The sequence below is a fragment of the Janthinobacterium sp. SUN100 genome, assembly GCF_030397705.1.
GTDB classification, from domain to species: domain Bacteria; phylum Pseudomonadota; class Gammaproteobacteria; order Burkholderiales; family Burkholderiaceae_D; genus Janthinobacterium; species Janthinobacterium kumbetense.
The window spans coordinates 473,075-488,594 of the sequence record NZ_JAPUBU010000004.1 but is presented as its reverse complement, the minus strand read 5'-3'; the positions used below and the strand labels follow the sequence as shown (position 1 = coordinate 488,594).

Genomic DNA, 15,520 nt, shown 5'->3' with positions numbered 1-15,520 from the left:
CATGCAAAAAACGCCGGACCATTCCGGCGCGGGGGCTACGCCATCTGGCTGATGGTCTTGCGAAAGCGCGCCAGCGCGAAGGTAAACAGGGCCGTGCCGATGGCCAGCAGGGCCAGGAACGGCTTCCACACCACGTCGATGCCGGCGCCCCGGTACAAAATCGCCTGGCTCAATTCGACGAAATGTGTGGTCGGGGCGATCAGCATGATGTTCTGCACCAGCTGGGGCATGCTTTCGCGCGGCGTGCTGCCGCCCGACAGCATCTGCAGCGGCAGCAGCACGAGGATCAGCAGCATGCCAAACTGCGGCATGCTGCGCGCCACGGTGGCGAGGAAAATACCCATCGACGTGGTGGCAAACAGGTGCAGCGCCGCGCCGCACAGGAACAGCGCGATCGAGCCTTCGATGGGCACGTGCAGCATGCCGCGCACCACCAGGTTCAACGACAGGGCGGCGGCCAGCAGCACCACCAGGCCCATCGACCACACCTTGCCCAACATGATTTCAGCCGGCGTGACGGGCATCACCAGCAGATGCTCGATGGTGCCGTGTTCGCGCTCGCGGATCAGGGCCGCACCCGTCAAAATGATCGATAACATCGTCACCTGGTTGATGATTTCCATCAGCGAGCCAAACCAGGCCTGGCTCAGCGATGGATTGAAGCGCGCGCGCATCACCAGTTCCACCGGCGAGACGGTCGCGCCCCGATAGCGTTTGGCGAATTCGGCCACTTCGCCAGCGACAATCTGCTGGATATAGCCGCTGCCGCTGAAGGCCTGGCTCATACGCGTGGCGTCCACGTTCAGCTGCAGCTCCGCCTGGCGCCCGCCCAGCACGTCGGCCTGCAGCTTGGGCGGTATCGTCAGCACGAAGGTGTACTGGCCCGCATCGAGGCCCGCATCGACCTGGCTCTGGTTGATCATGGCCGGCGGCGTGAACTGGGGCGGAAAGAAGGCCGAGGCGATGCGCCCGGACAGGGGTGAGCCATCCTCGTCGACGATGGCAATCGAGGCCATGTGCAGGGTTTCCGGCTTGGCCGTGGCAGCCACGTAGATGGCCAAGGTGAACGTGTAGAGGATCAGGATCAGCATCATGGGATCGCGGATCAGGCTCCAGATTTCCTTCACGCCCAGGCGGTAGATATTTTCAAGATGCCGCATATCAGCTCTCCTGTTTCTTCAGCAGCGCCACCGTCACGCCGAGGATCACGGGGATCGCCACGATCAGGGGCCAGAACGAGGCATGCAGGTCACCAAAGCCCAGCGCCTTGTTGAACACCCCCCGGCTGATATTGAGCATGTGCGTGGCCGGGTACATCAGGCCGATGGCCTTGCCCACGCCTTCCATCGACGAGACGGGATTGAGCAGGCCTGAAAACTGGATGGCCGGGATCATGGTGCCGATCATGGTCACGAACAGGGCGGCGATCTGGCTGCGCGTAAAGGTCGACGCGAACAGGCCGATGCCGGTGGCGCAGATATTGAAGATGAAGGTGGCGCCGATCAGGGTCGGCAGGCTACCCTTGATCGGCACGCCGAAGGCCGTCACCGCCAGCAGCGCCATGAGGATGAAATTGAGCATGGCCAGCAGCACGTACGGCACCTGCTTGCCAAGCAAGAATTCCAGGCGCGTGACGGGCGTCACGTACAGGTTGATGATGGAGCCCAGTTCCTTTTCACGCACCACGGACAGCGCCGCCAGCATGGCCGGCAGCATCAGCAGCAGCAGGGGAATCACGGCCGGCACCATGGCCGGCAGGCTTTTCACGTCCGGGTTGTAGCGGTAGCGCGTCTGGATGGCGACGGGGTTGTTCATCGTGATGCCATAGCGGTGCAAGGCCTGGTCGGCCAGCCACAGTTGATGCATGCCCTGCACGTAGCCCTGCACGGTTTCGGCGCGCATCGGCATGGCGCCATCGATCCACGCGCCCACCTGGGCCGGCGCGCCGCGCTGCACGTCGCGCGCAAAGCCGGGCGGAATTTCTATGGCCAGCGACAGTTCGCCGCTGCGCATGCGCTTGTCGATATCGGCATAGTCGCGCAAGGGCGGTCGCTCGATGAAGTAGCGCGAGCCGGCCAGGTTGTTCGTGTAATTCTGGCTCAAAGTCGTCTGGTCGTGGTCGAGTACCGCGTAGCTCAGGTCTTCGACGTCCAGGCTGATGCCGAAGCCGATGACGAACAGCAGCAGGACGGAGCCGCCCAGCGCCAGCGTCAGGCGCACGGGATCGCGGCGCAGTTCCAGGGTTTCGCGCCACATGTAGCTGAGCATGCGTCCCAGGCTGAAACGGCTGCGCCGGTGCTGCGGCGCTGGTGCCTGCACTGCCGCTTCCTGCGCGGGCGCCGGCGTTTCCTGCACTGCCGCGGGCGCCGTGCCGCCGCCCGCCTCTTCCAGGTAGGCGATGAAAGCCGCTTCCAGCGACGGTGCGCCCTTCTTGCGCACCAGTTCTGCCGGCGCATCGCTGACCAGCACTTTACCCGCGTGCATCAGCGAAATGCGGTCGCAGCGCTCGGCCTCGTTCATGAAGTGGGTGGAAATGAAAATGGTGACGCGGTCGCGCCGTGCCAGCTCTATCATCAGGCGCCAGAAATTGTCGCGCGCGATGGGGTCGACGCCGGACGTCGGCTCGTCGAGGATCAGCATTTCCGGCTTGTGCACCATGGCCACGGCCAGCGACAGCCGCTGGCGTATGCCCAGCGGCAGACTGTCGGGCAAGTCGTCCATCACTGCGCGCAAGTCGAAGCGCTGCGCCATCTCGTCGATGCGTGCAGCGATTTCAACTTCCGGGACGTGGAACAGGCGCGCGTGCAGCACCAGGTTCTGGCGCACCGTCAGTTCGCTGTACAGAGAGAAGGCCTGAGACATGTAGCCGACCCTGCGGCGCGTGTCGATATCGTTGGAATCGACCTCCTTGCCGAACAGCCAGGCCTTGCCTTCCGTCGCCGGCAAGAGGCCCGTGAGCATCTTCATGGTGGTCGACTTGCCGCAGCCGTTCGATCCCAGGAAGCCGAAAATCTCGCCGCGACCGATGCGGAAATTCACATGGTCGACGGCCGTGAAATCGCCGAAGCGCATGGTCAGGTCTTTGGCCTCGATGGCCACGTCCTGCGCACTGGCCGCATCGAGCGGCGTGATGACGACGGGCTGGTGACCGGCGCGCTTGGCGTCGGGCAGCAGCTTGATGAAGGCCGCTTCCAGGTTGCCGCTGTCCGTGCGCGCCAGCAGTTCGGCCGGCGTGCCCGTATCGAGCACCTTGCCGTCGTCCATGGCCACCAGCCAATCGAAGCGCTGCGCCTCGTCCATGTAGGCGGTGGCCACCATCACGCTCATTTGCGGGCGCTGCACGCGGATGCCGGCGATCAGGTCCCAGAACTGGGCCCGCGCCAGCGGATCGACGCCGGTGGTGGGCTCATCGAGAATGAGCAGGTCGGGATCGTGGATCAAGGCGCAGCACAGGCCCAGCTTCTGCTTCATGCCGCCCGACAGCTTGCCCGCCGGGCGCGCCAGGAAGGGCTGCAAGCCCGTGCTGCGGGTCAGCTGGTCGATGCGGCGGCGGCGTTCGGCCGCGTCGTGGCCGAACAGGCGCGCGAAAAACTGCAGGTTTTCCTCGACCGAAAGGGTCGGATACAGATTCTTGCCCAGGCCTTGCGGCATGTAGGCGATGCGGGGGCAGACGTCGTCGCGGTGACGCGCATCGCGCATGTCGCCGCCCAGCGCCATCACGCTGCCCTGCTGCACGGCACGCGCGCCGGCCACCAGCGACAGCAGGCTCGATTTGCCCACGCCATCGGGCCCGATCAAGCCCACCATGCGGCCGGCCGGCACGTCCAGGTCGATGGCGTCGAGCGCCACCGTCTTGCCGTAATGCTGGCTGACGCCCTTGATGCTGACGACAAAGGAGTTCACGTCCATGCTCACTGCGGAACCTTGGCAGTCAGTTCAGCGGGCCATGCCTGCTTCGCATCGAGACGCACCCAGGCCACGCCAGGCAAGCCCACTTTCACCAGCGCCAGATGCTTTTGCAGCAGCTCGCGGCTGATCTGCGCCTTCACGCGGAACATCAGCTTCTGGCGCTCGCTGGCCGTTTCCACCGTCTTCGGCGTGAACTGCGCGCTGGCCGCGACGAACGAGATCGTCGCCGGAATCACGTAATTGGGCGCCGCGTCGAGGATGATGCGCACCTCGCCGCCCAGCGCCACCTTGCCGGCCGCAGTCTCGGGCAGGAAGAAGGTCATGTAGACGTCCGACAGGTCGACCAGGTTAAGCACCTTGCCGCCGCCCGCCAGTACTTCGCCCTGCTGCGCCACCAGGTATTGCACGCGGCCGTCGCGCGGCGCCGTCAGCTGGCCATCGGCCAGGTCGGAATCGATGCGCGCCGTCGTCGCCTCGGCGGCGACGACGGCGGAACGCGAACCCACCACCTGCGCCCTTGCCGCGTCGATGGCCGCCTGCGCCGCCGTCACTTGCGCCTTGGCCGCATTCCGGGCGGCAGCCACGCTGCGCACGCGGGCGCGGTCGTCATCGAGTTCCTGCACCGAGGAAGCGCCCTCCTTCGACAGGGTTTCGGAACGGGCCAGGCGGCGCTTGGCCGCATCGAGTTCGCTTTCGCGCTGCGCCACCATGGCCAGCGCGGCCGCCTTGTCGCTCTCGCGCACTGCCACCTGCGCCTGCGCGCCCACCACCGCGTCGGACGCCTGCTGCTGGCGCGCGCGCGCCTCGTCGCGCTGGGCCGTCAGGGAATCGACCTGCATGGTGGCCAGCGGCTGGCCCGACTTGACGAAGTCGCCCTCGCGCACGAGGATCTCCTTGACCCGGCCCGCCAGCTTGGTGGCGACGTCGATTTCCGTCGCTTCGATGCGGCCATTGCCGCTGACGAAACCTTCGCCTGGGCCCGTGGGACGCATTTTTTGCCAGGCCACATAGCCCAGTACGAGAACGGCCACGACCAGCGCCGCGGGAATGAGTTTTTTCTTCAGTTGTGGAGTCATGGTATGGGGGCGATCAAATTAGTGGGTGGAAGCGGAGGCAGAAGTGGCTGGCGCGCCACCGCCCAGCGCCGCATACAGGCTGACCTGACTGGACAGCAGCGCGCGGCGCGTCTGCACCAGCTGCTGCTCGACCGTCAGCAAGTCGCGCTGCGCGTCGAGCACTTCCAGGTAGGGCGCGGCGCCATTGTCGTAGCGCAGCTTGGCCAGGCGCGCCCGTTCGCTCTGCGCGGCCAAAGTCGTCTTGCCGATATCGACCTGCAGCGCCAGCCAGCGCCGGTTCGACAGCGCGTCGGCCACTTCGCGGAAGGCGCCCTGCACGCTTTTTTCGTAATTGGCCACGGCCACGTCGCGGCGCACTTCGGCCAGTTCCATATTCGCGCGCAGGCGGCCCGCGTCAAAGATCGGCAGCACCAGGCGCGGCGCGAAATTCCACGCGCCGCTGCCCGAATCGAACAAGCCGCTCAATTCCGCGCTGGCCGTGCCGTAGGCTGCCGTCAAGGAAATCGTCGGGAAGAAGGCGGCGCGCGCGGCGCCGATATTGGCTTGCGCAGCGCGCAGCTGGTGTTCGGCCGCCACTAGGTCGGGACGCTGCGTGAGCAAAGCCGAGGGCATGCCCGCATGCAGCGGCTGTAGCACGCTGGCGTCGTCGAAGCGGCGCACCTCACCAGCCACCGGCGTCAGGTCGACGGGGCCGCCCACCAGCTGTGCCAGCGCGTGCGCCTGCACGGCACGCGCCTGTTCCAGCTGCGCCGACAGCGACAAGGCCTGGCTGAGCAAGGTTTCCACCTGCGTCAGGTCCAGCTTGGAAATCGACCCGACTTCAAAGCGGCGCGTGAAGATGCGCAGCGATTCGGCGCGGCTGTCGACGGTGGCGCGCGCCAGTTCCACCCGTTCGTCAAGTTCGCGCAAGCCCAGGTAGCCATTGGCTACCTGCGCCACTAGGGCCACGCCGACGGCGCGGCGCGCCTCGTCGCTGGCCAGCAGGGTTTGCAGGGCGCTGTCCTTCAGGCTGCGCACCCGGCCCCAGAAATCGAGTTCCCAGGCGCTCACGTTCAAGCCTGTCTGGTACTGCGCGCTCGTCATGGGACGGCCCGTCACGCTCAGGTCACCGGGCACGCGCGCGCGGCTGCCCGAAGCACCCAGCGCAATGGTGGGAAATTGTTCGGCGCGCTGGATGCCATACGCGGCGCGCGCTTCTTCCACGCGCAGCGCGGCGATGCGGATGTCGCGGTTGCTGGCCAGCGCCTGAGCAATCAGCGCCTGCAGGCGCGGATCGGCAAAATAGGCTTGCCAGGCGACGTCGGGCGCGTGCGCGCCGGCGGAATCGGTTTCCGGATACTGCGCCGCCACGGGCAGCGGCGGTGGCGCATACGGCGGCGCCATCGAGGCGCAGCCGGCCAGGGCCAGCGCGGTGGCCAGCGCGGCCATCCTGGCGCGGTTGGGCAAAGTAGGAACAGCCATGGTCATCTTCTTCCAGTCAATTCAGAATGTTGTAGCCGCCATCGACATACAGGGCGCCGCCCGTGATGGCGCGCGCGCCGTCGCCGGCGAGGAAGGCGCACAGCGCGCCCACGTCCTCGATGGTGGCCAGGCGCCGCATGGGCGAGCGTTCGATGGCGTCGGCCATCAGGCGGTCGAAATGGGCGATGCCGGAAGCGGCCCGCGTTTCCAGCGGCCCCGGCGAAATGGCGTTGACGCGGATGCCTTGCGGGCCCAGTTCGGCGGCCAGGTAGCGCACCGACGCTTCCAGCGCCGCCTTCACGGGCCCCATCAGGCCATAGTCGGCGACGACTTCCTCCGCGCCCAAATAACTCATGGTCATCAGGCTGCCGCCGTCCGGCATCAGCGGTTCGGCCAGTTTCGCCATGCGCATGAAGGAGTGGCAGGAGATATCCATCGCCTGCGCAAAGCCATCAGCAGAACTGTCCGTCACGCGGCCATGCAAGTCCTGCTTCGGCGCATAGGCAATGGAATGGACGACGAAATCGAGCCGCCCCCATTGCCGTTCGATCTGCGCGAACAGCGCTTCGAGCTGGCCCGGCACGGCCACGTCGAGCGGCGCCATGATGGCCGCCTGCACCTGCTGCGCCAGCGGTTCCACGTATGGACGGGCCTTGTCATTGAGCCAGGTCACGGCCAGTTCGGCGCCGGCCGCGCGCAGTGCGCTGGCGCAGCCCCAGGCGATGCTTTGCGTGTTGGCGATACCCACCACCAGGCCCCGCTTGCCCTGCAAAGGCAAGGGCCGCAAGTCGGCCGTCATGCCTGGACTGGACGCAGGGCGGGCCACGGCGTGGCCGCATGCACGCATCGCACCGCGCCGGCGTGCATGGCGGCGGCGCAAGTGGCCAGCGTCACGCCGCCGGCACGCGCATACGGCAAGGCAATGGGAGTGTGGGGGTGTAAGGTACTGCACGCGTCAGGCGCGGGGGTCTGCATCTTCATGAATCGGCTTCCGTCACTGAAATTCGAGGCACGCACCAGTGCATTTTCGGGGAACTGGTACGGGGCGAAATTACTCTACAGCATTTAGACGCGTGATTCGTGATGAGTCCGATCCGCATTCCATGACGCTTTGAGCTAGGTCAACTATAAGTGCGATTGCGGCAATGCAACATTGATGTAAATCAAATTTTACCTCAATATTATCTAAATGAAATATTTTTCAGGCAAGCGTGCGGACGTATTTATTTGATAATATCACTGGGCTAGCGAGAAGAAAAGCGCGCAGGTGAGCGACAATTGGTATTGCCTGGAAAACAAGCAGCGCCGGGCAGGGGCGGAAGGCAGACGGTGAGGAGAGGCAGAATAGGGGCCATGCTATTGCGATGCAACATGACCCCCATGTATTACGGATGCGGCAGGAGCGGCATTATTTGCCCGGCGCCGCGGCGGGACGCGAATACAGGTCGATGATGGTGCTGATGCCATCCTGGCACACGGAGCAGAACGTCTCGCTGCGGTCGAACATGATGCACTGCATCTCGGGCCGGTAGTAGCCGGACGACTCGTAGTTCGCGCCTTCGAAGGCGCCCACCGCATGGCGCTGCGGCGCCTTCGAGAACAGCTGCTGGGTGTACGCCAGGTCGGCCTTGAACAAGTCGCTCATCTCGCTTTCCGGGCGGTTGGCCGCGCGCAGGGCCGCGCGCTGCTTCTGGTATTCGCGCGCATGGCTGTCGTATGCTTCCTTCGGCCATGGCGTCGGCAGCGGCGTGCCGGCCTTGACGTGATTCTTCCATTTCAGCCTGGCCGGATCGCGCAGCGCCGTGGCGTTCGGCTCCCACGGTTCCTGGCGCTCGCCATTCGACTGATAGGCCACGGGCGAGGTGTAGTACTCGTCGGCCAGGCCGGCGAAATGGTGGCCGAATTCATGCACGAACAGGTAGTTGGCCCAATCGTTATTCGCTGCCGCCGTGCTGAACTGGCCGAAGATGCCGCCGCCGCCATAGGTATCGTTGTTGACGAGGATTTCGATGAATTCATACGGCGCATACTGCGCCAGGTCGCGCAGCGCGCGGTTATCCGTCGTCAGCACATAGCGCTCGCTGCCGAAGATATCGTAGCGCGTGCCCAGCGGCGACGCGTGATGCACGCCCGTCGAGGGACGCGACACGCCCGACTCCTGGGTCGGCGCGGCCATGGCCCACACGTTGAAATCCTTGGCCCGCTCGCGAAATGGCGAGACGGTGAAAAGATGCTCAGCCAGCTTGCGCGCCGTCGCTTCGAACTTGCCCATTTCGGCGGCCGTATAGCCGTCGCCCATGATCAGCAGGTCGACCTTGTCGGGCGATGGCCCGCTGATGCGGATCGGGATCGGCTTGACGGGCGCCGGCGGCTGCTTGCGGATCACGTCCTGCGCGGCAGGGTCGACATCGGTGCTCCATACAACGGAAAACAGGCCGCGCTCGTCGCGCTTGAGGATGCGCACGCGCACGGGGTGTTCGGGCTGCGGAAAGCGCACGGATTCCTGGAAGGCGCGCGTGGTGGTCTTCGCTTCATCGGTGCTGGCCCATTCGCCGAAGATGGTGGAAAAACCGCGCGAGTACAGCACCGTGCCCGACTTGATGTCGACCACTTCCAGCAGGTTGTTGCCGCGGTTGCTGTCGTCGATGGGACGCGCCGGGTTGCCCGGCCATGGCAGGGGCTCGACCAGCACGCGCTCGACCGCATAGTGCTCACCCAGCGCATTGCCGCTGTGCTGGTAATCGAGGCGCATGGTAGCCGGCGGCGGCGCATTATCCGCCTGCGCGGCAGGGACGATGCCGGCGGCCAGCGCCAGCGCGCAGAGGAAGGATCGGATCGGAGTCTGCTGCATGTCATTCCTAAAACGGTAGAAAAACAGGTGAAGGGAACGGTTTTCCAAACAATCGGCGGGCCTGCCGGCAGGCGCGGGAAAAACCGCTGCGGCACATTGTAGCGACAGGATGCGAGCGTGCAAAGCGCCCATTTCACGCGATTTGCTTGAGCATGCGATAGAATCGATTTATATTAGACTGACTAGTCGATTAATTAAAGGAAAGAGCCATGCGCACCATCGATCCCGGCAAACACGCGGCCCGCCGCGACGCCATTCTTGCCGCCGCGCGCCACTGCTTTGCGCGCAAGGGCTTTCACCAGACCAGCACCGCCGTCATCTGCGCGCAAGCGGGCATGAGTCCCGGCAACCTGTTTCACTACTTCCCCACCAAGCAAGCCATCATCGCCGCCATCGTCGACGAGGAAGGCAGCGAGACGGCCGCCTATTTCGCCGGCGTGCAAGGCAGCGCCGATGCCTACGGCGCCCTGCTCGACTTCATGGACCTGGTGCTGGCGCTGGCGGCCGATGACGACTTTGCGGGGCTGGCGCTGGAAATATCCGCCGAGGCGATGCGCGACGCGGATATCGCGGCCAGGGTGGCGCACAACGACGCCAGCCTGCGCGGCGGCTTGCAAGCCTTGCTGGAAGAGGCGGCATCAGGGGGCCAGGTCGACGCCGCGCTGGACGCCGCGCAAACGGCCAGCTGGATCGCCGCGCTGATCGATGGCATCTTCAACCGGGTCGCCGTCGATCCCGATTATGCACCGCTGGCGCAGCGCGCCAGCCTGCACCTGCTGCTGGCGCGCTTCCTACGCCCTGCCCTGGCATGAGCGGCGCCATGCAAACCCGGCCAACGCGTATCGCCGACGTCGACGCCCTGCGCGGCTGCGCCCTGTTCGGCATTTTGGTCGTCAATATCGGCGCCTTCGCCACACCCTGGTTCGGCCTGGGATTGACCGATCCCGCCTTTCACGGCGGCGTGGACCGCGCCACGCACTTTATCGTCGCCCTGCTGTTCGAAACCAAGTTCTACCTGCTGTTTTCCTTCCTGTTCGGCTACAGCTTCACCTTGCAGATGCAGGCGGCCGCGCGCGCCGACGCGCCGTTCGTGCCGCGCATGCTGCGCCGACAAGCGGGCCTGTGGCTGATCGGCGCCCTGCATGCCGTCTTCCTGTTTCATGGCGACATACTCACGACCTACGCTCTGCTGGGCATCGTGCTGCTGGCGCTGCACCGCTGCGGCGAGCGCCAGGCACTGTCCCTGGCGTTGATACTCGTCGCCGTCTGCGTGGCATTCTGGGCAGGCATGGCCTGGCTGCAAAGCCTGCAGCCGGCGGGCGACGCCGCGGACAACACCGTGGCGATGGCGCAAAAGGCGGCAAGCGCGCTGGCCGCCTACCACGCCACGCCAGTCGCCGTCGTCCATCAGCACCTGCGCGAACTGGATGAAATCTGGATCGTCCTGCTGCTGGTGCAGGCACCGTGCGCGCTGGCCATGTTCCTGTGTGGCCTGGCCGCCGGCAAGCGCGAGATGCTGCTGCACGCAAGCGATTACCTGCCGCTGCGCCGCCGCCTGCTGTGGGCCGGAGCGCTGGCGGGATTGCCCGGCGCCGCCTTCTACGCGTGGACCTCCGTGTATGGCGATAGCCAGGCATGGCAGGTGGCGGGACTGGCCGTGGGCCTGGCGAGCGCGCCGCTGCTGGCGGGCGCCTACCTGGCGCTGGCGCTGGCCCTGTTCGAGCGCCTGCGCGACGGCACGCTGTTTGCGCTGCTGGCGGACACGGGCCGCATGGCCCTGTCGAACTACCTGCTGCAGTCGGCCATCTGCGCCGTGCTGTTCCTCGCGTATGGCGCGCGGCTGATGGGCAGCGTGTCGCCGCTGGGCGCGCTGGCGCTAGCAGCTATCATCTTCGGCCTGCAGCTGCCATTGAGCCGCTGGTGGCTGCGCGGCCACGCGTATGGCCCCGTCGAGTGGCTGCTCAGGGCCTTGACGATCGCCGCGTGGCCGCGCTGGCGGCGCACCGCTTACTTGTAGCGATACAGGGGCTGGCGCAGCTGGATGGGGCGGATGTCGAGGCGCAGTTTCAGTACCGAATACGCTTCCGCCTCGGTCGAGCTGTAGCCGACGCTGTTGACCGTTTTACTGAAGCGGAACTCGAAGCCCAGGTCCGGATATGGGTCGCGCGGGTTGCCGAAGGCGATGCCGATGGCTTCCTGCTGCGCGTTATCGATCAAATTACCCATCAGGTCCAGCACGGCGTTATTGCCGAGGATATCGTTGGTGAACACGGGTTCGCGCATGTCGGGCTGGTTAGGATCGAGCTTGTTGTCGGCCTTGTCCGGCGAGGGCGTAAACACGCGCGTGACAAGGTTGAATTTGTCGCCTCGGTCCAGGTAGCTGATGGCCGCATTGCTGATATTGAAATTTTTCACGCCACGGTCGCTGATGGCGCCCGACAGGTCGATCAGCAGGGCGCCGCTGTAGCCGATGACTTCCACGTCGCGCATGGCGTCGACCACCATGGCGCTGTTTTCATCGATGCCCAGCCCGAGGTGATAGCCTTTTTTCAGCATCACGGGAATCATGCGCGCAAAGCGCCCGCGCACCAGCAGATGCTGGTCCACGAAGACATCGCTGCCGATGAAGCCCAGGCCCGGCGCGATCTCGCGGCCATCCGTCACCCCCATCTTGAGCATGTCGAGCACGGGTTTGGCGTCGTAGAACATGGTGGTGCTCATGATGGCGGCACCGGCGCTGGAACCGGCGATCACGCCGCCATTGCGATAGACCGACCAGATGGCTTCCAGCGCGGCCGTGCGGCTGCCGTCCGGACGCAACAAGGCTTGCGTGATGCGCCCCTGGTCGCCGCCGGCAAAATAGATGCCGCTGGCCGACTTGATCTGCGTGACGATGGCCGGGTCTTCGGCGGCCTTGCGGTAATCCCTGTTCGGCAGCTTGACGGCCAGCGGCACGAAAAAGGCATCGGCGCCATATTGGTTCAGCTTTTTGATAATGCTTTCGCCCGATTTTTCAGGGTTCATCGCGGCCGAGGCCAGCACGGCGATGCGCGCACCTGGCCCGCCCGACAACTTGACGATGCGCTGCCAGACTTCGGCATTATCGGCGCGCAGGCCGCCGCCGATGATGACGAGCGTCCCCTGCGGCGCACTGCCGATGGCGCTGCCGCCGGGCGCCGCCACGGCTTGGACGCTGCACAATGCCAGCGCGAACAGCAGCGCGGCGCACAATTGTTGATACAGGCTTGAAGATGATTTCATGATGCCTTTCGAATACAAGGAAAGTGGCGCATATTTGTTGATACAGGCACGCGCCCTTGCTGCCAAAACTGCTGCTTGCAATCCAACGCCATCGCACTACGATACTACTTGCTGCATATGACAGCGTTGTTGCGGTATCTCCAATTTTTTACTTAAAACTGTAATTGGCGCTGGCATAGAAGCGCCGGCCGCGCGGATCCGTATAGGTCGGGTCATAGCCGGACAGGAAAAAGTAGGCCTGGTTCGAGTATGGCGGGCTGGTATTAAACAGATTCTGTATGCCTGCGCGCAGCTTGAACTGCTTGCTGACGGCATACGCGCCCGACATGTCCCACAGCGTGTAGGCCTTGACCCGATTCGGCTTGACGACGCTGCCGTCATCCGTGTTGATGGCCGAGTTCTGGTCATCGTAGCTGCTCGAATAGGTGTTCGACAGGCTGGCCGAATACGGGCCATGGTCCCAGTCCAGGGTAATCGTATGGCGCCAGCGCTGCACCACGCCGTCCGTGACGAATTTATTCAGGTTGCTGATAAAGGCATCGCCGGGGCTCGTCTGGATTTTCGAATCGAGCACGTAGGTGCCGCTCAGGTGGGCGCCGAAACGTCCCCAGGCCGTCTTCACGCCATGCAGGTCGGCCGTAATATCGATGCCCGTAGCCTTTTGCGCGCCACGGTTTTCCTTGCGCAGCTCGATGTAGTCGATTTCATTGTCCTCGTTGCGATGTACGAGGTCGCCGTACTTGGCCAGGTTGCCGAGGATGATGTCGTCGCCAATTTCGCTGATCAGGTCCGTGCGCTTGATGTTCCAGTAATCGAAGCTGAAGGTCCAGTGCTGGCTCGGCTCGAGCACCACACCGGCCGTGAACTGGCGGCTGCGCTCCGGCTTCAGCTTGTCGTTGCTGTAGCGGCGCGTATCCCAGTTTTGCGCGCAATCGGCGTAGTTATTCTCCACAGTGGCGCATAACACGGGATCGGGCAGGGTCGCCGTACTGCTGTAGACGGTGGGTCGGTGCAAGTCCGACATCGATGGAGCGCGGAAACCCTTGCCGGTGGATGCCCGCATCAGCACCTGCTTGCTGGGCATGTAAGTCAGACCGATCTTCGGACTGAGGGCGCCGCCTACCTGCTGGTAATGGTCGTAACGGCCAGATAACTGCGCCTGCCACTGCTTGGTGAACGGCAGCAGCAGTTCGCTGTAAATGGCTTGCACAGTGCGGCTGTCGCTGGTGTCCTTGCCGCCTTCCGGCGCCGAATCGTCATTGATATTATTACTCATCAGTAATTTGGAAAGACGGAACTGCGTACGTTCGCGGCGCACCTCTCCGCCAACGGCAAGGGCCATGTCGCCGCCCCCCATGGCCATCAGAGCGCGTGACGCCTTGAAATCAAGCGCATCCATGACGCCGCGCGCGTGGCGCACTTCATCGTTGACCTGGATGCTCTCAATCAGTGCCAGGCCCTCGGCACTGGAAGGCCCGAAAGGATTGATGCTGCCATCGGCGATACCTGCGCGCAGCTTGTCCTTCAGCAGATAGCCTTTGGTATCACGGTCCCTGACGGTATTGACGCTATGATTCAAACCCACGTCATAATCCCATCCCGCCACTGTACCGGTCGCCCCCACCACGAAGCGCTGGCTTTCACTGGTCAACTCACTGGTGCGGTTGCCCGCCTCCTTCAATCGCATGCGCACTTCCAGTTCGCGCTCCACCTGCTTGCCATCGTCATCCAATATGGTATCAAAACCAGTATTGGCCAATTGCGGCACCTTGCTGTAATCCAGGTAACCGATCACCCGTGTCGACGACGCGACATAATTGGTACGCGAACGGCTCAATGCCACCTCCGCATATACCTGATGCTCCGGGTTCAGCTTCAACACGCCCCGCGAAAGAAAATTCTGCTTCTCCGACTTCGGATACAACTCCGTATCGCGCATGTAATCGTAGGTACAGCCATCGACGCCGCCAGTGCCGTTGGGCAGGTACAAATTGGCGGGTGGATTGCAGTCCGGGATGGACAGGTTGATTTGCCGGTTGGTGATCGGCTTGCCGTTCAACAGGAAACCGATCTCCTGCAGGTGATCGCGCTGGGCGCCCGACAGGCGGATATTCGCCGGGCTGGTAAAACTCGACAGCAAATGGCCAAGGCGCTCGGGCACGTTCAGGTTCGGAATGAACTTGCGCTGCGAGGTGCTGAGGCGGTCCGTCTGCTGCGCGTCGAACACGGCGAAGATATTGTAGCCATCCGTGGCCAGGTCGCCCGTACCGGCCGTGATGCTGGCCGTGCGCTTGCCGGCGCCGCCTTCCTGCGTGCCGCTGCCGTAGGCATTCAGCTCCACGCCCTGGTAATCCTTGCGCGTAATGAAATTGATGACGCCGCCGATGGCGTCCGTGCCGTACAGGGCCGAGGCGCCGTCGAGCAGCACTTCCACGCGCTGCAGCGCGGCGGCAGGAATATTATTCAGGTCCACGCCCGCATCGTCGCCGGGCGAGGCAAAGTTGGCCATGCGCCGGCCATTGAGCAGCACCAGCGTGGATGACGTGCCCACGCCGCGCAGATTGGCGCTGTTGAAGCCGCGCTGGTCTCCGCCGATATTGATGCTGGCGCCATCAGTCAGGCCGCCCACGTTGGCCGACACGCGCGCCATCAGCTCGGCCGCCGTCGTCACGCCCGCCTTTTCGATCTCGGCGCGCGTGATGATCTGCACCGGCAGCGCCGTTTCCGATTCCAGCCGCTTGATGGCCGACCCCGTGATTTCCACGCGCTGCATTTTTTTCGGCGCCGCGTCGCCGTCCTGTTCCTGCGCCAGCGCGCCATTGCCCAGCATGCCCAGCGCCGCCGTCACGCTCAAGGCGCCCAGCGCCAGGCGCACGGCATGCGCCAGTGCCGCTTCACGTGGCAGTGCAGGCCCGCCCTGTTGTTTTTCCCTATGCATTCCAACTCTCCCCAATGGTATTGA

Annotated in this window: 11 protein-coding genes; 2 read left to right on the top strand and 9 right to left on the bottom strand. The window is 64.4% G+C overall.

The genetic code is table 11. The annotated features are described in order from the left end of the window. Positions 1-35 precede the first annotated feature (35 nt). The 7 genes from O0881_RS22290 to O0881_RS22260 form a co-directional block, all read right to left on the bottom strand. On the bottom strand, positions 36-1,160 hold the full coding sequence (locus O0881_RS22290) for an ABC transporter permease (RefSeq protein WP_099666483.1): 1,125 nt from the start codon (positions 1,158-1,160) through the stop codon (positions 36-38). A 1-nt stretch (position 1,161) separates the two neighbouring features. After that, entirely contained in the window at positions 1,162-3,909 is a 2,748-nt protein-coding gene (gene rbbA, locus O0881_RS22285; RefSeq protein WP_289913112.1) for a ribosome-associated ATPase/putative transporter RbbA, read from the bottom strand. A gap of 2 nt (positions 3,910-3,911) precedes the next feature. Then, a complete protein-coding gene (locus O0881_RS22280) occupies positions 3,912-4,985 on the bottom strand; it encodes an HlyD family efflux transporter periplasmic adaptor subunit (protein WP_289913110.1) in 1,074 nt (357 codons plus the stop codon). 18 nt (positions 4,986-5,003) lie between these two features. After that, complete coding sequence (locus O0881_RS22275) at positions 5,004-6,452, bottom strand: efflux transporter outer membrane subunit (RefSeq protein ID WP_289913109.1); 1,449 nt, start codon at positions 6,450-6,452, stop codon at positions 5,004-5,006. A gap of 10 nt (positions 6,453-6,462) precedes the next feature. Beyond that, positions 6,463-7,245 carry an enoyl-ACP reductase FabI gene (gene fabI, locus O0881_RS22270; RefSeq protein WP_289913107.1) on the bottom strand — a complete coding sequence of 261 codons (783 nt, stop codon included), beginning with the start codon at positions 7,243-7,245 and terminating at the stop codon, positions 6,463-6,465. After that, positions 7,242-7,427: a hypothetical protein gene (locus O0881_RS22265; RefSeq protein ID WP_143451452.1), complete on the bottom strand. Its 186-nt coding sequence runs from the start codon at positions 7,425-7,427 to the stop codon at positions 7,242-7,244. The genes fabI and O0881_RS22265 overlap by 4 nt, the downstream gene beginning before the upstream one ends. Before the next feature lie 427 nt (positions 7,428-7,854). Beyond that, positions 7,855-9,297, bottom strand: a complete 1,443-nt coding sequence (locus tag O0881_RS22260; protein WP_289913105.1) for an IgA Peptidase M64 — start codon at positions 9,295-9,297, stop codon at positions 7,855-7,857. A 209-nt stretch (positions 9,298-9,506) separates the two neighbouring features. On the opposite strand from O0881_RS22260, the gene O0881_RS22255 reads away from it, so the two are divergent. Both O0881_RS22255 and O0881_RS22250 read left to right on the top strand, forming a co-directional pair. Further along, positions 9,507-10,109 (top strand): TetR/AcrR family transcriptional regulator, encoded by a 603-nt coding sequence (locus O0881_RS22255; protein ID WP_289913102.1) that lies wholly within the window; start codon positions 9,507-9,509, stop codon positions 10,107-10,109. Between the two features lie 8 nt (positions 10,110-10,117). After that, positions 10,118-11,314 carry a DUF418 domain-containing protein gene (locus O0881_RS22250; RefSeq protein WP_289913100.1) on the top strand — a complete coding sequence of 399 codons (1,197 nt, stop codon included), beginning with the start codon at positions 10,118-10,120 and terminating at the stop codon, positions 11,312-11,314. Here the strand turns inward: O0881_RS22250 and O0881_RS22245 are convergent. Beyond that, positions 11,305-12,558, bottom strand: coding sequence for a cyanophycinase (locus O0881_RS22245; protein ID WP_251350229.1), 1,254 nt, complete (start codon positions 12,556-12,558; stop codon positions 11,305-11,307). The two genes, O0881_RS22250 and O0881_RS22245, sit on opposite strands and share 10 nt — an antisense overlap. A gap of 148 nt (positions 12,559-12,706) precedes the next feature. Next, positions 12,707-15,496 carry a TonB-dependent receptor gene (locus tag O0881_RS22240; protein ID WP_289913098.1) on the bottom strand — a complete coding sequence of 930 codons (2,790 nt, stop codon included), beginning with the start codon at positions 15,494-15,496 and terminating at the stop codon, positions 12,707-12,709. Positions 15,497-15,520 lie beyond the last annotated feature (24 nt).